We start from the raw sequence: 18,859 nt of genomic DNA, 5'->3' as shown, positions 1-18,859 counted from the left end.
AATTGCCAGTCAGTGGGTAAGCAGATGCTGTAATACGCGGCTGCCGAAATAGGACATGGTTAACAGCAGCGCGCCGCCGCAGTTAAACCAGACGACGCGACGACCGCGCCAGCCTTCATGATAGTGTCCCCACAGCAGAACCACATAAACAAACCAGGCGATAATCGACAGCACCGCCTTATCGACGTTTTCCGGCGCGAACAGTTTATCCATATAAAACAGGCCGGTACAAAGCACCAGCGTCAGCAGCACCACGCCAACCTGGGTGATATGAAACATTTTTCGTTCAATGGTCATCAGCGGCGGCATATCGTTACTGAAGGCCAGGCGCTTATTTTTCAGCTGGTAGTCGATCCACGCCAGCTGTAGCGCATAGAGCGCGGCGATCATCAGCGTGGCATAGGCAAACAGCGCCAGACCGATGTGAATCATCATGCCCGGCGTGGCTTCCAGATGGGTAATAAAGGCGTTGGGCACAAAGGTGGCGAACGCCAGATTGATCAGCGCGAAGCTGTACACAATCGGCAGCAGCAGCCAGCCGCGATTGCGCGCCGCCACGATGGTCATAATGATGCCGATCAGCAGGCTGACCAGCGAGCCGATGTTAAGCAGGCTGAGGTTCTGACCGCCATTAACGAAGATGCGCTGCTGCAGCGCTACCGCGTGGGCGATCAGCGCCAGCGTCGCGCACAGCACGGCCATGCGTCGCCAGGCGCCGTTATTCCTCAGCAGGCTGGGCACAATCAGCGCGAGGCTAAATGAGTAGGCAAAAAGCGCCAGAATCGCAAAAGCAGACATAGAATGTGGTCAAATATCGGGAAGATGAAGAAAAAAGCAGTATAGCGCCAGCCGGAGTTTGCTCCAAACGTTCTCATTGTCGATAGCAGAGATCGGCAAGGCTTCGTGTTATAATCCGCCGCATTCTATGTCGCCCAGGCGGCTCTGTTTTATCGTGAGCGAGAGACAATGTTTGATAACTTAACCGATCGATTGTCGCAAACCCTGCGCAATATCAGCGGCCGCGGAAGGCTGACCGAAGAAAACATCAAAGAAACCCTGCGTGAAGTGCGCATGGCGCTGCTGGAAGCGGATGTGGCGCTGCCGGTAGTTCGCGACTTTATTAATCGCGTGAAAGAGAGCGCGGTTGGGCATGAGGTGAACAAGAGCCTGACGCCGGGCCAGGAGTTCGTTAAGATCGTGCGTAACGAGCTGGTTGAGGCGATGGGTTCGGAAAATCACGCGCTGAACCTTGCCGCTCAGCCGCCGGCGGTAGTGCTGATGGCTGGTCTGCAGGGCGCCGGTAAAACCACCAGCGTCGGCAAGCTCGGCAAATTTTTGCGCGAAAAGCATAAGAAAAAAGTGCTGGTGGTGTCGGCGGACGTCTATCGCCCGGCGGCGATTAAACAGCTGGAGACGCTGGCGCAGCAGGTAGGCGTTGATTTCTGCCCGTCCGACGTCAGCCAGAAGCCGGTCGATATCGTTAACCATGCGCTGAAAGAAGCGAAACTGAAGTTTTATGACGTGCTGCTGGTGGATACCGCCGGTCGTCTGCACGTTGATGAAGCGATGATGGACGAAATCAAACAGGTACACGCCGCGATTAACCCGGTGGAAACTCTGTTTGTCGTCGATGCCATGACCGGTCAGGATGCGGCGAATACCGCTAAAGCGTTTAATGAAGCGCTGCCGTTAACCGGCGTGATTCTGACCAAGGTCGACGGCGATGCCCGCGGCGGCGCGGCGCTCTCGATTCGTCATATCACCGGCAAGCCGATTAAGTTTATGGGCGTGGGCGAGAAAACCGAAGCGCTGGAGCCGTTTTATCCGGACCGTCTTGCTTCGCGTATTCTCGGCATGGGCGACGTACTGTCGCTGATTGAGGATATCGAGAGCAAAGTCGATCGCGCGCAGGCTGAGAAGCTGGCGAACAAGCTGAAGAAAGGCGACGGCTTCGATCTGAACGATTTCCTTGAGCAGCTAAAGCAGATGCGCAACATGGGCGGTATGGCCAGCCTGATGGGCAAGCTGCCCGGCATGGGTCAGCTGCCGGACAACGTAAAGTCGCAGATGGATGACAAGGTGCTGGTGCGCATGGAGGCGATGATTAACTCCATGACGCGCAAAGAGCGTGAAAAACCGGAAATTATCAAAGGCTCGCGCAAGCGCCGTATCGCCGCCGGCTCCGGCATGCAGGTGCAGGATGTAAACCGTTTGCTGAAGCAGTTCGATGATATGCAGCGCATGATGAAAAAAATGAAAAAGGGCGGCATGGCGAAAATGCTGCGCGGTATGAAGGGGATGATGCCGCCAGGCTTCCCTGGGCGTTAAGGCGCTTTACAGAAAAGTCCGCAAGCTTGCTCAGTTTAGATTGCTTTTTGCGCCAAAATGAGTAAAATTTTCGGGCTTTTTATATACGACACCCGGGCCCCGTTCCTCGATGGGGCCCGGTTGTTTTATTAACTGAAGAGGATGTTATGGTAACAATTCGTTTGGCACGTCACGGCGCGAAAAAGCGTCCGTTCTATCAGGTTGTCGTTACTGACAGCCGCAACGCACGCAATGGTCGTTTCATTGAGCGCGTAGGCTTCTTCAACCCGATCGCATCTGGTCAGGCTGAAGCGCTGCGTCTGGACCTGGACCGCATTGAGCACTGGGTTGGCCAGGGCGCAACGCTGTCAGATCGCGTTAACGCGCTGATCAAAGAAGCTAAAAAAGCAGCTTAATCTGTCACGGTGGTTAGCATGAGCAAACAACTCGCCACACAGCCTCCCGTTAATCCAGTTACGCTGGGTAAGATGGGAGCCGCATACGGCATCCGGGGTTGGCTCAAAGTGTTTTCTTCCACCGAAGATGCCGACAGCATCTTTGACTACCAGCCGTGGTTTATTCAGCGCGCCGGAAAATGGCAGCAGATTGAACTGGAAGGCTGGAAGCACCACAATCAGGACATGATCATCAAAGTCAAAGGCGTTGACGATCGTGATGCGGCGGCTCAGTTGACCAATTGTGAAATTCTGGTCGACTCCTCGCAGTTGCCGGCGCTGGAAGAGGGTGATTACTACTGGAAAGACCTTATGGGTTGCCAGGTAGTTACCATCGACGGCTACGAAATGGGTAAAGTCATTGATTTGATGGAAACCGGCTCGAACGACGTACTGGTCGTTAAGGCAAACCTGAAAGATGCGTTCGGTGTGAAAGAGCGGTTAATTCCGTTTCTTGATGAACAGGTTATCAAGAAAGTCGATCTCACTACCGGCACCATTGAAGTAGATTGGGATCCTGGTTTTTGACCTCCGAACAAAACGGTAATGCAACGGCGAGCGCTATGTGGATCGGTGTTATCAGCCTTTTTCCAGAGATGTTTCGCGCGATTACCGATTACGGGGTAACTGGCCGGGCAGTAAAAAATGGCCTGCTCAGCATTCAGAGCTGGAGTCCACGTGACTTCACTTATGACCGGCACCGTACCGTAGACGATCGTCCTTACGGCGGCGGACCGGGAATGCTGATGATGGTGCAACCCTTACGGGACGCCATCCACGCAGCGAAAGCGGCGGCGGGAGAGGGCGCTAAGGTGATTTATCTGTCACCTCAGGGGCGCAAACTCGATCAGAATGGGGTTTGCGAACTGGCGACGCAGCAGAAGTTAATTCTGGTATGCGGACGCTATGAAGGGATCGATGAGCGCGTGATCCAAACCGAGATCGATGAAGAATGGTCGATTGGGGATTACGTTCTCAGCGGTGGCGAACTGCCAGCAATGACGTTGATTGATTCGGTCGCCCGGTTTATACCCGGCGTGCTGGGCAAGCAGGCGTCAGCCGATGAAGATTCGTTTTCTGATGGTTTGCTGGATTGTCCGCACTATACCCGCCCTGAAGTGTTGGAAGGGCTGGAGGTTCCGTCAGTATTGCTGTCGGGCAACCATGCTGAAATTCGCCGCTGGCGCCTGAAACAGTCGCTTGGCCGTACCTGGCTTAGAAGACCTGAACTTCTGGAAAACCTGGCTCTGACTGAAGAGCAAGCAAAGTTGCTCAGCGAATTCCAGCGGGAATTCAACGCGCAACAAAACGATGATGCGGAAGGTTAATCTTCCGGTACGATCAGTTTACCCAGGATAAGAGATTTAATTATGAGCAACATTATCAAGCAACTTGAACAAGAGCAGATGAAGCAGGACGTACCTTCTTTCCGTCCGGGTGACTCGGTGGAAGTGAAAGTATGGGTCGTTGAAGGTTCTAAAAAGCGTCTGCAGGCATTCGAGGGCGTGGTTATCGCTATTCGTAACCGCGGTCTGCACTCTGCATTCACTGTTCGCAAAATTTCCAACGGCGAAGGCGTTGAGCGTGTATTCCAGACTCACTCTCCGGTCGTTGACAGCATCACCGTGAAACGTCGTGGTGCCGTGCGTAAAGCGAAACTGTACTATCTGCGTGAGCGTACTGGTAAAGCAGCTCGTATCAAAGAGCGTCTTAACTAAGGGCTCGCGTAAGCGACATCTTAAAGTTAATAGCAAACAAGGGGTTGGCGTGATGCCAGCCCCTTTTTTATGGGTAATGGGGATGGTTCAGAAACTATAGGTCGAATGAGAAAAAGAAAATCTTATGGTCAAAACCAGTCGTCGTAGTATCAGAAGCGGTGCGAGAAGGGGGACTATTACTTGCACCACTGCCGTACAGAACGCTTACTGTCAGCGCTACATCAAGCCGCTTAGGAGAAAATTTTATTCATTATTAGAGGGTGATCTAGCCCGAAAAAATCTTTTTGCAATAAATAAGGTTAAAATAGCCAGCAAAATTGAAATACATATCATAAAAATTGTTACTGACATAAGTGGATTTAGCACCCCTCCTAAACTTATTATATGGCTCAGCCATAAAATATAATCCGATTTAATCGTGCGAATAATAAATTCTGGTATTATTAGAATATAAATAATGATTATTAATGAGTAAATTAATATTTTCTTTCTTTTTGCCATGATGATACTTGCCCTTTAATCCTGTAATGATAAATTATTGAACAATACTAATTTTTCGGAAGGCAGTGAATATGCCACAAACCTACCTTCAGTTACAAATGCAAGCCAAGAAACGCTTTGCTTTAGCTTTAACAAGAGGAATGGCACAAGTCAATAAAAATCTGATATCTACAATTAACAATGTAAAAATGGGAGGAGAGAGAGTCATTAATTATGGGTCATGCCTTATACCTGATGAAGACTATCGTAATGTTTGCCAGAACATGGGAAAGGAAGACTATCGCTTGCTTCTTTCGGTAATGGAAATTTATCGGCGTGAAGATGTTGTACTAGATATGGTGCAGATTTATTTTCAAAAAACCTTGAAAAGAATTGATACCAATAATGCTAACAAATTGGTGGCTTTTATTCAGGAAACATTTGGATTAGCCGCTCACACTGCAGCGAATAAAATCAGTAAGATGGCTCTGGCAGCTACTATTGCAAAGCTGATAGTGAATTCTGCCGAATTCAAAGCTTCTCATGTTGCAAGAGTAAATAAATTTTCATCGTGGTTTGTTACCAGTCTTAGCTACTACGGCAAAGCTCAGCTGGCCTCGCTGGCAGTAAACAAGCTTAAGTACCAGGATAGTGAATATTACCATTTGCTATATGAAGAGGGTATTGAAATGTTATACTTTCTCATTGAGCCATCCATGACTAAAATCATTTATCAGATAAGATCTGGTGATAATAACCCAGATGTGGTTTCAGATGCTTTATATGAGATATTGAAAAAGTGAAGCGACTGGTGTTATGGCTATTACAGTCTTTCTTCTATCTGGTTCCTGTTATAATTACTATAGCAGGAATATATATTATCATTCTTCTTACCCCATTTTATACTGTGTTTTTTGTTATACTTTGGATTTTGGTTGTTGCCTATGTTTATATAAAATATAGTAAATGGATTTGAACAGATATTCAAATAATGGTTTGTAGTGTGTTATTTTAAGTATCCAATAAATATAATAAATATCAATGGGAACAAATCGCCATATTGGTTGACCCTTATTCTGTTATGTGCAGTTCAATTTTTATGCTGTTTGCTTTATCTCAGGCTATTCGCTGCTGATAAATGGGATCGGGAAATAGAAATCTTTCTGGCAGTGATAATTTTTATTTTAACCAGCTGGTGGCTGCGCTCGAAAATGTAATTAAGTCCCTCCGTTTTGAGCGGAGGGATTTAGTCGCCGGGCATATCTTCGCGGCGTAAGTGATAGATAGCGGTCATCACCGGCCCATCCGCCAGCACGATCAGCCCATAGCGCATTTCGCTTAAATGGGCGCCGCAGCTGCGCGCTACGGCGCGGCTGGCAACATTGTTTTCCGCCACAAGAATTTCAATCGTATTGATATCGGGGTGACGGAAACCTTCCTGAGCCAGCAGCAATACCGCGTTACGCGCCACGCCTTTACGCTGTTCTTTCGCTCGTACCCAGTAACCAATAGCGCTCAGCTCCACGTCATCGTGCGCGTAGCGAATACCTGCAGCGCCAAGCAAGCGGTTATCCTCCACAGAAAAAATACCCATCTCGTTTGCTTCGCCTTTTTCGCGCTGTCGATCGAGCCAGCTGAACCACGCTGCCGCTTCCTGCGCCGAATAATCTTTATGCGCCCACGCCATCCACGACTGCAGCTGCGGCAAGGTTTCATGTACGGCATCGGCATACTCCTGCGCGTCGGAAGCCAGCAGAGGGCGCAGATAAATATTCATAGTTTCTCCAGCGGACATGGGGCGGCAATGGCTGCTGCCGCATGATAAATGAGTAAAGGCTAGTGTCGCTTATTTTTGCCGGCATGGTTGCGAGGCCGGTCATGCTTATCGCGCTTTACAGCCTGGTGTAATTTTTAGTTTACATTACGCCTGTGTGGCGGTGGTGTTTGGTTTTATATTTTATAAATAAAATCAATAAATTATATTGAATATGCTTTTTTGGAAAATTTTACTGGTAAAAAATATGTACGATATGGTGTCTGGCTGTACTTTACATGTTACATTAGTCGACACATCGCTATGACGAACATGCCCAGGATGAGATGAGGATCGTAAAATGCAGAAAGACGCGCTGAACAATGTGCATATCGCAGAAGAACAGGTTTTGATTACGCCGGCGCAGCTGAAAGAAAAATTTCCGCTTAACGCGCAGCTTGAAGCGCAGGTCTCCGCCGCGCGGCAAACCATTGCCGACATTATTGCCGGCAGAGATCCTCGCCTGCTAATTGTTTGCGGCCCCTGTTCTATTCACGATCCGGAAGCGGCCCTTGTTTATGCCCGTCAACTGAAAGATCTCTCTGAACAGCTGAAGGATCAGCTCTATATCGTCATGCGCGTCTATTTTGAAAAACCCCGCACCACCGTCGGCTGGAAAGGGCTAATCAACGATCCTTATATGGATAACTCATTTGATGTGGAAGCCGGTCTGCATATCGCGCGTCAGCTGCTGGTGAGCCTGGTGGAAATGGGGCTGCCGTTAGCGACGGAAGCGCTCGATCCTAATACCCCGCAGTATCTGGGCGATCTGTTTAGCTGGGCCGCCATTGGCGCCCGCACCACCGAATCGCAGACCCATCGCGAAATGGCATCGGGCCTTTCCATGCCGGTAGGATTCAAAAACGGCACCGACGGCAGCCTTGGTACGGCGATTAATGCAATGCGCGCCGCCGCCATGCCGCACCGTTTTGTCGGCATTAATCAGGGCGGCCAGGTCTGTCTGTTACAGACGCAGGGCAACCCTAACGGACATGTGATTTTACGCGGCGGTAAAGCGCCTAACTACAGTCCGGAAGATGTGGCGCAGTGCGAAAAAGAGATGGCGAAAGCGGGACTCCGTCCGGCGCTGATGATAGATTGCAGCCATGGTAATTCAAACAAAGATTACCGCCGTCAGCCCGGCGTGGCTGAATCCGCCGTGGCGCAAATCAGGGACGGCAACCGCTCTATTATCGGGCTGATGCTGGAGAGCCATCTGCATGAGGGCAACCAGTCTTCCGAGCAGCCGCGCAGCGAAATGCGCTACGGCGTGTCGGTAACCGATGCCTGTATTAACTGGGAGAGCACCGGGCAGCTGCTGCGTCGGATACATCAGGATTTAAGCGGCGTGCTGACGGCGCGTTTGTCACAGGAGAAGTAACCCCGATGGTGGCTGAATTAACCGCGCTGCGCGATAAAATTGATGAAGTCGATAAGGCGCTGCTGGATCTGCTGGCGCAGCGGCTGGCGCTGGTCGCTGAGGTTGGCGAAGTAAAAAGCCGCTATGGCCTGCCGATTTATGTGCCGGAGCGCGAAGCGTCGATGCTGGCTTCGCGGCGCCAGGAGGCAGAGGCGCTGGGCGTACCGCCCGATTTGATTGAGGATATATTGCGTCGCGTGATGCGCGAATCCTACTCCAGCGAAAATGATAAAGGCTTTAAAACGCTCTGCCCGGAAATGCGCCCGATTGTAATCGTCGGCGGTAAAGGGCGCATGGGGCAGCTGTTTGCCAGGATGCTGACGCTCTCCGGCTATCAGGTGAAAATTCTCGATAAAGAGGAGTGGGCGCAGGCGCCGGCGCTGCTGGCGGATGCCGGAATGGTGATTGTCAGCGTGCCGATACATCTTACCGAGCAGGTGATCGCGCAGCTGCCGCCGCTGCCTGAAGAATGTATTCTGGTTGATATCGCCTCGGTGAAAAATCGTCCGCTACAGGCGATGCTGGCAGCGCATTCCGGCCCGGTATTAGGCCTGCATCCAATGTTTGGTCCGGATAGCGGTAGCCTGGCGAAGCAGGTTGTAGTCTGGTGCGATGGCCGTCAGCCGGAAGCCTATCAATGGTTTCTGGAACAGATACAGGTATGGGGCGCCCGCCTGCATCGTATCAGCGCCGTTGAGCACGATCAGAATATGGCGTTTATTCAGGCGCTGCGCCATTTCGCTACCTTTGCTTATGGCCTGCATCTGGCGGAGGAAAATGTGCAGCTTGAGCAGCTGCTGGCGCTGTCGTCGCCGATCTATCGCCTGGAGCTGGCGATGGTAGGACGGCTGTTTGCTCAGGATCCACAGCTGTATGCCGATATTATTATGTCTTCTGAAAGCAATCTGGCGCTGATTAAGCGTTACTATCAGCGCTTTGGCGAGGCGATAGCTCTGCTGGAGCAAAACGATAAGCCGGGATTTATTGAAAGCTTCCGCAAAGTTGAACGCTGGTTTGGCGATTACGCGCCGCGCTTTATGCGCGAGAGCCGTTCGCTGCTGCGTTCCGCCAACGATAACCGGGTTTGAGGTGAAGGATGGCCCGCCACAGGGCGGGCCGTTTGCTGTCAGGCCTGCGGCGGCTGTCCGTTCGAGGCGGTGATGCCGCCGTCAACCGGCAGATTGACGCCGGTAATATAGCGGGCATCGTCGCTGGCGAGAAAGGCGATCGCCGCTGCAACTTCTTCCGCTGCGCCCATTCTTCCCAGCGCGATGCGCTCATTAAATTTTGCCATCAGCCGATCGTTTTGCTTCATCTCTTCCGTCATGTCGGTAAGCGTCAGCCCCGGACAAATAGCGTTCACCCGCACGCCGTCCTTACCGTAATCCAGCGCCAGCGCGCGGGTAAAGTTAGTGATGGCGCCTTTGGCAGCATTGTAAATACTCATGCCCCAGTCGCCGCCAAGCCCGGAAACGGAAGAGATATTTACAATGTTGCCGCCGTTTTGCAGCAGGGCCGGCAAAAAGGCGCGCGTGCAATAAAACACGCCATCCAGATCGGTGGACATCACCTTTTTCCAGTCTTCGTCACTGGCCTGATGAATTTTCCCTGAGGTATTCACTCCGGCATTATTAAGCAGCACGTCAACACGCCCGTAGTGCTGTTCTACCTGGCCGGCCAGCGCTTCAACCTCTTCGCGTTTAGAGACATCGGCTACCACAACCAGATGGTCGCCCGCTTTCAACCGGGAGAAAGTATTGTTCAGTTTCTCCCTGGTACGGCCAACCAGCACTACGCTGGCTCCTTCTTCAGCAAAACGCTGCGCGCTTGCTGCGCCAATACCTGAACCCGCACCGGTAACGATAACCACTTTGTTACTGAAACGTTCCATTTCGCCTCCTTATTGCCGCTCGCTAACCCCGATGATTAGCAGCCCGTTAAGCCTGGCATAACCGTGGCGGAAGGCGGCGGTAAACCGCAGTGCTTAATATAACTTATTGTTTATATGGTGATTTTAAGTTTTAAAAAATATTAATGAGCGCAATGGAACGATAGCGCGACATTAGTTACCGCCGTCATAATGGGTATGATAGAAACGCATATACCAGTTATCTGCCTGCTGCTGCATATCAATATCTTTGAATTTTTTCGGGTAGAGTTTTTTAGCCAGCCAGAGCTCACCGAGGCCGGTTGCTTCAGGCATCGGATAGCCCCAGGCTTTGGCATATTCCGGCATCAGCCATACCCGCTGATGCTGTACCGCATCGATCACGCGCCAGGCGGGCTGTGTCTTAATTTCGTTAATTACCTGCGGATAGCGGTTTTGCACCAGAATAACCTGCGGATTCCATGCGATTATCTGCTCCATTGATACCTGCTTATAGCCGTTCACCGCCGCCGCGACATTAAGCGCGCCCGCATGGGCCATCATCAGGCCGGTATATTTACCGGAACCGTAGGTGGTCAACTCCGGGTTAGCTATGTAAACCCGTACGCGCTGACCGGCTGGAATTGCGCGCAGGCGCGCCTGCACCAGCTGCCGCTGGCTGAAAGCGGCGTTAATCAGCTCCTCTGCCTGTTCAGGACGATTAATAATATTGCCGATCAGCCGGATCCCTTCTTTTAATCCACGATCGTAGGCCTGTTCCTCATCTTCCAGCACCGGATTCAGCTTTGCCAGCTGTTCAGGCCTGCCGCTACGTAGCGAAATGGCGATAACAGGGATGCCCAGACTCTGGATATGTTCGATCATACTGAGAGGCGCATAGTTGGTCACAAACACTACCTGTGGATGAAGCGCGACCAGCGCTTCAGGATCGACATGGGCCAGATCGCCTGGGGCGGGAATACTGGCCAGCGCTGGCGCCAGCCGCTGATAGTTTTCGCCGAGCTGCTGTTTCCAGTTGCTGAGAACGCCGACGATTTTGTCGGTAGCGCCCAGCTGCACCAGCAGATTAAGCGTCTGGTGTTGTAGAACTACCACGCGATCGACGCGATCGGGAATAGTCACCCGGCGGCCCAGCTGATCGACAACCTGTCGCCCGGCATAAACATGCAGAGAAAAAAGTGAAAGGCAGAAAAGCAGAGGAGTAAGTTTGCGCATGGTGAGCCTCATTAAATCGTTATGTTTTTTAGTATATAACGATCGGGCGGCAAAAATAACCCGGCGCAGGTAACTATCGGCGCCAGCCGAAAAAGCTGGCGGATCGGTCTGTTATGGCTCTACCGGCACCACATTCTCGCCGGGATAGCAGCCCAGCACTTTTAGCGAGCGGGTAATAGCGCGTAATTCCTGCAGGGCCTGCTGCATCTGCTGAGTACGCAGATTGCCCTGTACGTCGAGATAGAACATCTCTTCCCAGGGGTTGCCGTTGATAGGTCGCGATTCCAGCTTGCTCATAATCAGATTATGCTGGCGCAGCACCAGCAGCGCCTCTACCAGCGCGCCCGACTGCTGGCCGGTAGCCATGATCAGCGTGGTTTTCGCCGGCACCTGTTCGGAAACGTCAACCGGCTTACGCGCCAGAATAATAAAGCGAGTAATATTCTGCTGCTGGTTCGCCAGGTTACGTTCCAGCACCTGAAGCTGATAGAGCGCGCCGCCTGCTTCGCTGCCCAGCGCCGCCGCTTTTGGCGAGTTAAGCGCCGCGACTTTTTCCATTGCCGCCGCGGTGCTTTCGGTGTAGATAATTTTCCACTGAGGGAAGCGATTAATAAACTGACTGCACTGCTGGAAAGGCTGCGGATGGCTGTAAACCGTCTCGATTTGCTGTAGATCGGTAGCGCCGGCTACCAGCACGCAGTGATCGATGGGCACCGTCATCTCGCCGACGATAGAGAGGCTGGTTTGCTGCAGCAGATCGTAAACTTCATTGATCGAACCGGAACTGGTGTTTTCAATCGGCAACACGGCGTAGTCCGCCTGGCCGCTTTCCACCTCATTAATGATGTCCTGAAACTTCTGACATCCGCTTTCGATAACGTGAGCAAAATGACGGGCGCCATACTTACGCGCCGCCAGATGGGAATACGATCCTTTCGGACCGAGAAAGGCGATGCGCGCCGACTGTTGATCGGTTTGATTAAGGTGTTTTTGCAGCAGCGCCTGCTGCGTCAGGACGGAATCTTCAATAATCAGCTGGAACAGGCGGGTAATAAAATGAGCGTCCAGCTGGTGGGCCTGTCCTAAGGTAATCAGACGTTCCAGCAGATCGCGTTCACGATCGATATCACGCACGGGACGATGGGTAGCCATTTTCGCTTGCGCTACTTCGATAGCCAGCATGCGCCGCTCAGAAAGCAGCCCCAGCAATTTTTCATCAATAGCGCTGATCTTATCGCGCAGGGTCAGTAACGGATTTTCTGGTGTCATAACTTTACCTGTCAGATGTCCATAATAAAAAAGCCTCCCGTCGGGGGAGGCTTTGTAGTTCGTCTTCGCTTTCTTTTTCTACGACGAAACGCCTCCCTGGTCAGGGGAAGGTAAAAAAGAAAGCGAAGAAAAACGTCGGGTTCATAGCGGTGCCTGTTTTGCGCTGATGCGGTTAAAGTAACCGTAGCGTTTTGCCACTGTCAATAAAAAACGCGCCGGCTGGCGCGTCAGTACGGCGGTGACGCCCGTAATAAAACGGGCGCCGGGAATTATTCTTCGCTAAGCGGCGCTAAATCTTTCACGCTGACGGCGGCGCGGCGCGCTTCACCTTTGTGCTGAACTTTATTCAGCTGGCGCTCCAGTTTATTTAGCAGCTCATTAATCGCGGCATACATATCTTCATGTCTGGCGCTGGCGACCAGCGGACCGTTAGGCGTGCTGATAGTCGCATCGACGACATAATCTTTCGGCTCTTTTGACAGAACGATATGGGGATTAATCAGGTGAGTTTGCCACTTTTCTAACTTAGAGAGACGGTCTTCGACATGCTGGCGGATAGCCGGGGTGATTTCCATTTGTTTGCTGGTAATATTCACAATCATCATGTTTACCTCACTGTCATTTCCGTCGTAGTAACTTCAGCATACCTTGAAACTAGCTTATTTTTGTGATCGTTGTCACATTAAATTGTCACTTTTTGTCAAGGAAATGAAATCTGTGAGGGGCCACGGTAAATGTGCTGAATCAGCTTGTCGGATGACGCTTCAGGCGTCACACTCGACAGGTTAACACGGCACGAAAGTGCGAATTTCGTCGATTTTATCATCAAAAAAGCAGCCTGAAGGCTGCTTTTTTAATGTTCAGCCGCAGGGGCTGAGCCGTACTGGATCAGGCCTGATTCGCGGCGATGATCTGCGCTACTTTATCCGCCTGGGCATTCAGCTGCAGTTTGCGGTAGGCATTTTCCATCAGCGGCAGAGCCGTACGCGCGGCCTGTGTATCGGGATAATCTTTCAACATCTGCTCCACACGATTGACGACCGCGACATAAGCTTCACGTTTCGTGTAGAATTGCGCCACGGAGAGTTCATATTTCGCCAGGCGATCTTTCAGATAGACCAGGCGCTTACGCGCATCGGCCGCATACTGGCTGTTTGGATAGTTGCGCAGCAGCTGGGAAAAATCGCGGAAGGCGACACGGGCATGCTCCGGATCGCGATCGGAACGATCGATGCCGAAAAAGCCCTGCAGCGCGGAATCGTCTAACGCCATATCCGTCAGGCCCTTCATATACAGAACGTAATCGATGTTCTGATGGGTTGGGTTCAGGCGCATAAAACGGTCAATGGCGGCCTGCGCCATCGGCAGATCGGCATTTTTATAGTAGGCGTAGATCAGATCCAGCTGAACTTGTTGGGCGTAAGGACCAAATGGATAGCGGTTATCCAGCGCTTCCAGTTGCGTTATTGCGCCTTTAAAGTTACCGTCCTGCAGTTTTTGCTGAGCCGTGGCATAAAGCTCAGAAGGCGGACTGTCAGGCACTTGATCCTTAGAGCTTGAACAACCCGCAAGAGCCAGGCTCAACGTGGCTGCAGCCACCAGATATTTCATACGCGTCATGACGATTTGATTATCCTCAGAGTGTGTTATTGCGAAAGCTGTCCATTAAGCTTCCAATAGTGACCAGGTACGATAGCACATTATATTAAACGGCACCGCCGTGAAAACCCAACGTTAACGAAGAAGCTGTTTATGGCACAACAAGTAAAACTCACCGCAACGGTTTCCGAATCGCAACTCGGACAACGCTTAGATCAGTCTTTAGCGGAATTGTTCCCTGATTATTCGCGTTCGCGCATAAAAGAGTGGATTCTCGACCGCCGGGTGAGCGTCAACGGTAATATCGTTGATAAGCCGAAGGAAAAAGTGTTGGGCGGCGAAGCCGTGGCAATACAGGCTGAGATAGAAGAAGAGATGCGCTGGGAAGCGCAGGATATCCCGCTGAATATCGTCTATGAAGATGCAGACATTCTGGTAATCAACAAGCCGCGCGATCTGGTGGTGCATCCCGGCGCCGGCAATCCCGACGGTACGGTGCTTAACGCGCTGTTGCACCACTATCCGGAAATTGCCGACGTGCCGCGTGCCGGTATTGTGCATCGTCTTGATAAAGACACTACCGGGCTGATGGTGGTGGCGAAAACCGTACCGGCGCAAACCCATCTGGTTGAGTCGCTACAGCTGCGGGAAATCACCCGTGAGTATGAAGCGGTAGCGATCGGCAATATGACCGCCGGCGGTATCGTTGATGAACCGATTAGCCGTCACTCAACCAAGCGTACCCACATGGCCGTCCATCCGATGGGAAAACATGCGGTAACGCACTATCGGGTAATGGAACACTTCCGCGCGCATACCCGCCTGCGTCTGCGTCTGGAAACCGGACGCACCCACCAGATTCGCGTACATATGGCGCATATTAACCATCCGCTGGTGGGCGATCCGCTCTATGGCGGACGTCCGCGTCCGCCGAAGGGCGCCTCCGATGCGTTTATCGCCACGCTGCGCGGTTTCGATCGTCAGGCGCTGCACGCTACCATGCTGCGTCTCTACCATCCGATTACCGGTATTGAGATGGAATGGCACGCGCCGCTGCCGCAGGATATGGTCGATCTGATCGAAGCGCTGAAGGCGGATACCGAAGCCTTTAAAGATCAGCTGGACTGGCTATGAGCGAATTGATTGTTCCTGACTGGCCCGCGCCGGCGTCGGTGCGCGCCTGCAGCACTACACGTCGCGGCGGCGTCAGCGCGGCGCCCTGGGACTCGCTTAATCTGGGCGATCACGTAGGCGATCGGCCCGAAGACGTCGCGGCCAACCGCCAGCGGTTAATCACCCTTGCTGGTTTACCCGCCATGCCTTACTGGCTGGAGCAGGTGCACGGCACTGACGTAGTACGTCTCGATGGGGCGACCTCAACGGAGCGCCGTGCCGATGCCGTCTGGAGCAATCAGGCTGAAACCGTCTGTGCGGTAATGACGGCGGATTGCCTGCCGGTGCTGTTCTGCTCGTTCGATGGCAAACAGGTCGCCGCCGCCCATGCGGGCTGGCGTGGCCTGTGCGCCGGCGTGCTGGAGAATACGCTGCAGCAGTTTTCCGCGCCGCCGCAGGAAATCCATGCCTGGCTGGGGCCGGCGATAGGGCCAGAAGCATTTGAAGTCGGCGCGGAAGTCAGGGCGGCGTTTATCGCCCGCGATCCGGCGGCCGATCTCGCTTTCCGCGACAGCGGAGAGAAGTTTTATGCCGATCTCTGGCTACTGGCGCGTCAGCGTTTGAGCGCGCAGGGCGTTGTCTCGATTAGCGGCGGCGGGCGCTGCACCTGGCGCGATTCCGCGCATTTTTTCTCCTGGCGACGCAGCGGTACTACCGGTCGTATGGCAAGTTTGATTTGGCTGATATAACCTTACGCAACAAGACGATCCAGGGTGCGCTTTTTTTCACCATAATAGAGGTTGAACATCTTGAAATTCTGAGGGCAGACCTCATTTTATCTCCAGTAGCATTTTGACCTGTATTGGGAGGAAACATGCGTCTGGATCGTCTTACTAACAAATTCCAGCTTGCGCTCGCCGATGCTCAATCCCTCGCCCTTGGGCGCGATAACCAGTTCATAGAACCTCTTCACTTGATGAGCGCGCTGCTCGGTCAGGAGGGCGGCACCGTTCGCCCGTTACTGACTACCGCAGGCGTGGATGTTGCAGGATTACGTAACAGCGTAGAGCAGGCTATCAGTCGTCTGCCGCAGGTAGAAGGGGCCGATGGCGACGTCCAGCCTTCCGCCGATTTGGTACGGGTGCTTAACCTGTGCGACAAGCTGGCGCAGAAGCGCGGCGATAACTTTATATCATCTGAATTATTTGTCCTGGCCGCCCTCGACTCGCGCGGTTCGCTGGCCGATTTACTGAAATCCGCCGGCGCGACTAATGACAAGCTGACCAAAGCTATCGAACAAATGCGGGGAGGGGAAAACGTGAACGATCAGGGGGCTGAAGATCAGCGCCAGGCATTGAAAAAATATACCATCGATCTTACCGAGCGCGCCGAACAGGGCAAGCTGGACCCGGTTATCGGGCGTGATGAAGAGATCCGCCGCACCATTCAGGTGCTGCAGCGCCGTACTAAAAATAACCCGGTGCTGATTGGTGAGCCGGGGGTAGGTAAAACTGCGATCGTCGAAGGCCTGGCGCAGCGTATCGTCAACGGCGAAGTACCGGAAGGGCTAAAAGGCCGTCGCGTACTGGCGCTGGATATGGGCGCGCTGGTGGCGGGCGCTAAATATCGCGGCGAGTTTGAAGAACGTCTGAAAGGCGTCCTGACCGATCTGGCCAAACAGGAAGGCAACGTTATCCTGTTTATTGACGAACTGCATACCATGGTCGGCGCGGGTAAAGCCGATGGCGCGATGGATGCCGGCAATATGCTGAAGCCTGCGCTGGCGCGCGGCGAGCTGCACTGCGTTGGCGCAACGACGCTGGATGAATATCGCCAGTACATTGAAAAGGATGCAGCGCTAGAACGTCGTTTCCAGAAAGTGTTCGTCGCAGAGCCGAGCGTAGAGGATACCATCGCTATCCTGCGCGGTTTGAAAGAGCGTTATGAGCTGCATCATCACGTACAGATTACCGATCCGGCCATTGTTGCCGCAGCAACGCTGTCGCATCGTTATATTGCCGATCGTCAGCTGCCGGATAAAGCAATCGACCTGATTGACGAGGCGGCGTCCAGCATTCGTCTGCAGATCGACTCTAAGCCGGAGCCGCTGGATCGCCTGGAGCGGCGCGTTATTCAGCTGAAGCTGGAACAGCAGGCGCTGAAAAAAGAGTCCGACGAAGCCAGCCAGAAACGCCTGGAGATGCTGGAGGATGAACTCAACCAGAAAGAGCGCGAATATGCCGAGCTGGAAGAAGAATGGAAGGCGGAAAAAGCCTCGCTCTCCGGCACTCAGACAATAAAAGCGGAGCTGGAGCAGGCGAAAATCGCGCTGGAGCAGGCGCGGCGCTCCGGCGATCTGGCGCGTATGTCTGAACTGCAATACGGGCAGATTCCTGAGCTGGAGAAACAGCTGGCGGCGGCAACGCAGTCGGAAGGAAAAACCATGCGCCTGCTGCGTAACCGCGTTACCGATGTGGAAATCGCTGATGTGCTGGCGCGCTGGACCGGAATACCAGTCGCGCGCATGATGGAAGGCGAACGTGAGAAACTGCTGCGCATGGAGCAGGATCTGCATCGTCGCGTTATCGGGCAGGATGAAGCGGTCGAAGCGGTTTCCAATGCGATTCGCCGTAGCCGCGCCGGTCTGTCCGATCCGAATCGTCCTATTGGCTCTTTCCTGTTCCTCGGGCCGACCGGCGTCGGTAAAACCGAGCTGTGTAAGGCGCTGGCTAACTTCCTGTTCGACAGCGACGATGCGATGGTGCGTATCGATATGTCGGAATTTATGGAGAAACATTCCGTTTCGCGGCTGGTGGGGGCGCCTCCGGGCTACGTTGGCTATGAAGAGGGCGGCTACCTTACCGAAGCGGTGCGTCGTCGGCCTTATTCCGTCATCCTGCTGGATGAAGTAGAGAAGGCGCACCCGGATGTGTTCAACATTCTGCTACAGGTGCTGGATGATGGACGCCTGACCGATGGGCAGGGACGAACTGTCGATTTTCGCAACAGCGTGGTGATCATGACGTCGAACCTGGGTTCCGATCTGATTCAGGAACGCTTCGGCGAGCTGGATTACGGAGCGATGAAAGATGTGGTTATGACGGTTGTCGGCCATCATTTTCGTCCGGAATTTATCAACCGTATCGATGAAGTCGTGGTGTTCCATCCGTTGGGTGAAAAACATATTGCCTCAATTGCCAATATCCAGCTGCAGCGGTTGTATAAACGGCTGGAAGAACGCGGTTACAGCGTTCATATGTCGGAAGAGGCGCTCACGCTGCTGGGCCAGAATGGCTATGACCCGGTATATGGCGCGCGTCCGTTAAAACGCGCGATTCAGCAGCAGGTGGAAAACCCGCTGGCGCAGCAGATACTCTCCGGCGCCCTGGTGCCGGGCAAAACTATCGAAATCGACGTGCATGATGGGACTATCGTTGCGCACCAGTAAAACGCAGAAAATGGGCCGTAAGGCCCATTTTTTGTTTTAAGGCTGAAAAATGTCTGGTTTATCGTCGTTCAGGCTGAAATTTGAACGGTTGCGTGATTTTTTATAATTAGTGCTTGTCAGGCCCGAATTACTCC

At 52.8% G+C, this 18,859-nt stretch carries 19 protein-coding genes and 1 other annotated feature; of the genes, 11 read left to right on the top strand and 8 right to left on the bottom strand.

Going from position 1 to position 18,859, the window contains the following annotated elements:
- Positions 1 to 9 precede the first annotated feature (9 nt).
- Entirely contained in the window at positions 10 to 798 is a 789-nt protein-coding gene (locus FKM52_RS12460; RefSeq protein WP_141176506.1) for a cytochrome C assembly family protein, read from the bottom strand.
- 168 nt (positions 799 to 966) lie between these two features.
- Here FKM52_RS12460 and ffh point away from each other — a divergent pair, with 168 nt between their 5' ends.
- From ffh to FKM52_RS12425, 6 genes are all read left to right on the top strand, one after another.
- Positions 967 to 2,328 (top strand): signal recognition particle protein, encoded by a 1,362-nt coding sequence (gene ffh, locus FKM52_RS12455; RefSeq protein ID WP_141176505.1) that lies wholly within the window; start codon positions 967 to 969, stop codon positions 2,326 to 2,328.
- Positions 2,329 to 2,474: 146 nt separating this feature from the next.
- Positions 2,475 to 2,723, top strand: a complete 249-nt coding sequence (gene rpsP / locus FKM52_RS12450; protein WP_033739514.1) for a 30S ribosomal protein S16 — start codon at positions 2,475 to 2,477, stop codon at positions 2,721 to 2,723.
- A gap of 18 nt (positions 2,724 to 2,741) precedes the next feature.
- On the top strand, positions 2,742 to 3,290 hold the full coding sequence (gene rimM, locus FKM52_RS12445) for a ribosome maturation factor RimM (RefSeq protein WP_141176504.1): 549 nt from the start codon (positions 2,742 to 2,744) through the stop codon (positions 3,288 to 3,290).
- A gap of 35 nt (positions 3,291 to 3,325) precedes the next feature.
- The gene (gene trmD, locus FKM52_RS12440) at positions 3,326 to 4,090 is read left to right on the top strand and encodes a tRNA (guanosine(37)-N1)-methyltransferase TrmD (RefSeq protein ID WP_181407935.1); all 765 of its coding nucleotides are present in this window, start codon (positions 3,326 to 3,328) and stop codon (positions 4,088 to 4,090) included.
- A 42-nt stretch (positions 4,091 to 4,132) separates the two neighbouring features.
- A complete protein-coding gene (rplS, locus tag FKM52_RS12435) occupies positions 4,133 to 4,480 on the top strand; it encodes a 50S ribosomal protein L19 (RefSeq protein WP_141176502.1) in 348 nt (115 codons plus the stop codon).
- Between the two features lie 572 nt (positions 4,481 to 5,052).
- Positions 5,053 to 5,763, top strand: a complete 711-nt coding sequence (locus FKM52_RS12425) for a hypothetical protein (protein WP_181407934.1) — start codon at positions 5,053 to 5,055, stop codon at positions 5,761 to 5,763.
- Between the two features lie 443 nt (positions 5,764 to 6,206).
- On the opposite strand, the gene FKM52_RS12420 is transcribed toward FKM52_RS12425, so the two are convergent.
- Positions 6,207 to 6,737, bottom strand: coding sequence for a GNAT family N-acetyltransferase (locus FKM52_RS12420; RefSeq protein WP_141176500.1), 531 nt, complete (start codon positions 6,735 to 6,737; stop codon positions 6,207 to 6,209).
- A 337-nt stretch (positions 6,738 to 7,074) separates the two neighbouring features.
- Here FKM52_RS12420 and FKM52_RS12415 point away from each other — a divergent pair, with 337 nt between their 5' ends.
- Together FKM52_RS12415 and tyrA are read left to right on the top strand one after the other, a co-directional pair.
- Positions 7,075 to 8,154, top strand: a complete 1,080-nt coding sequence (locus tag FKM52_RS12415) for a 3-deoxy-7-phosphoheptulonate synthase (protein ID WP_141176499.1) — start codon at positions 7,075 to 7,077, stop codon at positions 8,152 to 8,154.
- A 5-nt stretch (positions 8,155 to 8,159) separates the two neighbouring features.
- Complete coding sequence (gene tyrA, locus FKM52_RS12410; RefSeq protein ID WP_141176498.1) at positions 8,160 to 9,281, top strand: bifunctional chorismate mutase/prephenate dehydrogenase; 1,122 nt, start codon at positions 8,160 to 8,162, stop codon at positions 9,279 to 9,281.
- 38 nt (positions 9,282 to 9,319) lie between these two features.
- Here the strand turns inward: tyrA and budC are convergent, their stop codons facing one another.
- The 6 genes from budC to bamD all read right to left on the bottom strand — a co-directional run bounded on the left by budC (position 9,320) and on the right by bamD (position 14,185).
- Positions 9,320 to 10,084, bottom strand: coding sequence for a meso-2,3-butanediol dehydrogenase (budC, locus tag FKM52_RS12405; protein ID WP_141176497.1), 765 nt, complete (start codon positions 10,082 to 10,084; stop codon positions 9,320 to 9,322).
- A gap of 171 nt (positions 10,085 to 10,255) precedes the next feature.
- Positions 10,256 to 11,296 carry an ABC transporter substrate-binding protein gene (locus FKM52_RS12400; RefSeq protein WP_181407933.1) on the bottom strand — a complete coding sequence of 347 codons (1,041 nt, stop codon included), beginning with the start codon at positions 11,294 to 11,296 and terminating at the stop codon, positions 10,256 to 10,258.
- Between the two features lie 111 nt (positions 11,297 to 11,407).
- Positions 11,408 to 12,565, bottom strand: coding sequence for a bifunctional chorismate mutase/prephenate dehydratase (gene pheA / locus FKM52_RS12395; protein WP_141176495.1), 1,158 nt, complete (start codon positions 12,563 to 12,565; stop codon positions 11,408 to 11,410).
- A gap of 23 nt (positions 12,566 to 12,588) precedes the next feature.
- Positions 12,589 to 12,711: a sequence feature (Phe leader region), on the bottom strand.
- Positions 12,666 to 12,710, bottom strand: coding sequence for a hypothetical protein (locus FKM52_RS22230; RefSeq protein ID WP_373996400.1), 45 nt, complete (start codon positions 12,708 to 12,710; stop codon positions 12,666 to 12,668). It overlaps the preceding feature by 45 nt.
- Positions 12,712 to 12,834: 123 nt before the next feature.
- Entirely contained in the window at positions 12,835 to 13,167 is a 333-nt protein-coding gene (gene raiA, locus FKM52_RS12390; RefSeq protein WP_141176741.1) for a ribosome-associated translation inhibitor RaiA, read from the bottom strand.
- Between the two features lie 286 nt (positions 13,168 to 13,453).
- Positions 13,454 to 14,185, bottom strand: a complete 732-nt coding sequence (bamD, locus tag FKM52_RS12385; RefSeq protein WP_141176494.1) for an outer membrane protein assembly factor BamD — start codon at positions 14,183 to 14,185, stop codon at positions 13,454 to 13,456.
- Between the two features lie 132 nt (positions 14,186 to 14,317).
- Between bamD and rluD the strand changes: the two genes are divergently transcribed.
- From rluD to clpB, 3 genes are all read left to right on the top strand, one after another.
- On the top strand, positions 14,318 to 15,298 hold the full coding sequence (gene rluD, locus FKM52_RS12380; RefSeq protein WP_141176493.1) for a 23S rRNA pseudouridine(1911/1915/1917) synthase RluD: 981 nt from the start codon (positions 14,318 to 14,320) through the stop codon (positions 15,296 to 15,298).
- Positions 15,295 to 16,026 carry a purine nucleoside phosphorylase YfiH gene (gene yfiH / locus FKM52_RS12375; protein WP_141176492.1) on the top strand — a complete coding sequence of 244 codons (732 nt, stop codon included), beginning with the start codon at positions 15,295 to 15,297 and terminating at the stop codon, positions 16,024 to 16,026. Before rluD ends, yfiH begins: the two co-directional genes overlap by 4 nt.
- 113 nt (positions 16,027 to 16,139) lie before the next feature.
- Positions 16,140 to 18,725 carry an ATP-dependent chaperone ClpB gene (clpB, locus tag FKM52_RS12370; protein WP_181407932.1) on the top strand — a complete coding sequence of 862 codons (2,586 nt, stop codon included), beginning with the start codon at positions 16,140 to 16,142 and terminating at the stop codon, positions 18,723 to 18,725.
- Positions 18,726 to 18,859: the final 134 nt, after the last annotated feature.

Origin of the sequence: Mixta tenebrionis (assembly GCF_006517625.1) — a bacterium.
Taxonomy (GTDB): Bacteria; Pseudomonadota; Gammaproteobacteria; order Enterobacterales; family Enterobacteriaceae; genus Mixta; species Mixta tenebrionis.
This window is presented reverse-complemented; position numbering and strand designations above follow the sequence as displayed.

Coding starts and splice junctions, on each gene's coding strand:
- FKM52_RS12460 (WP_141176506.1), bottom strand. CDS start 798: ATGTCTGCTTTTGCGATTCTGGCGCTTTTTGCCTACTCATTTAGCCTC.
- ffh (WP_141176505.1), top strand. CDS start 967: ATGTTTGATAACTTAACCGATCGATTGTCGCAAACCCTGCGCAATATC.
- rpsP (WP_033739514.1), top strand. CDS start 2,475: ATGGTAACAATTCGTTTGGCACGTCACGGCGCGAAAAAGCGTCCGTTC.
- rimM (WP_141176504.1), top strand. CDS start 2,742: ATGAGCAAACAACTCGCCACACAGCCTCCCGTTAATCCAGTTACGCTG.
- trmD (WP_181407935.1), top strand. CDS start 3,326: ATGTGGATCGGTGTTATCAGCCTTTTTCCAGAGATGTTTCGCGCGATT.
- rplS (WP_141176502.1), top strand. CDS start 4,133: ATGAGCAACATTATCAAGCAACTTGAACAAGAGCAGATGAAGCAGGAC.
- FKM52_RS12425 (WP_181407934.1), top strand. CDS start 5,053: ATGCCACAAACCTACCTTCAGTTACAAATGCAAGCCAAGAAACGCTTT.
- FKM52_RS12420 (WP_141176500.1), bottom strand. CDS start 6,737: ATGAATATTTATCTGCGCCCTCTGCTGGCTTCCGACGCGCAGGAGTAT.
- FKM52_RS12415 (WP_141176499.1), top strand. CDS start 7,075: ATGCAGAAAGACGCGCTGAACAATGTGCATATCGCAGAAGAACAGGTT.
- tyrA (WP_141176498.1), top strand. CDS start 8,160: ATGGTGGCTGAATTAACCGCGCTGCGCGATAAAATTGATGAAGTCGAT.
- budC (WP_141176497.1), bottom strand. CDS start 10,084: ATGGAACGTTTCAGTAACAAAGTGGTTATCGTTACCGGTGCGGGTTCA.
- FKM52_RS12400 (WP_181407933.1), bottom strand. CDS start 11,296: ATGCGCAAACTTACTCCTCTGCTTTTCTGCCTTTCACTTTTTTCTCTG.
- pheA (WP_141176495.1), bottom strand. CDS start 12,565: ATGACACCAGAAAATCCGTTACTGACCCTGCGCGATAAGATCAGCGCT.
- raiA (WP_141176741.1), bottom strand. CDS start 13,167: ATGATTGTGAATATTACCAGCAAACAAATGGAAATCACCCCGGCTATC.
- bamD (WP_141176494.1), bottom strand. CDS start 14,185: ATGACGCGTATGAAATATCTGGTGGCTGCAGCCACGTTGAGCCTGGCT.
- rluD (WP_141176493.1), top strand. CDS start 14,318: ATGGCACAACAAGTAAAACTCACCGCAACGGTTTCCGAATCGCAACTC.
- yfiH (WP_141176492.1), top strand. CDS start 15,295: ATGAGCGAATTGATTGTTCCTGACTGGCCCGCGCCGGCGTCGGTGCGC.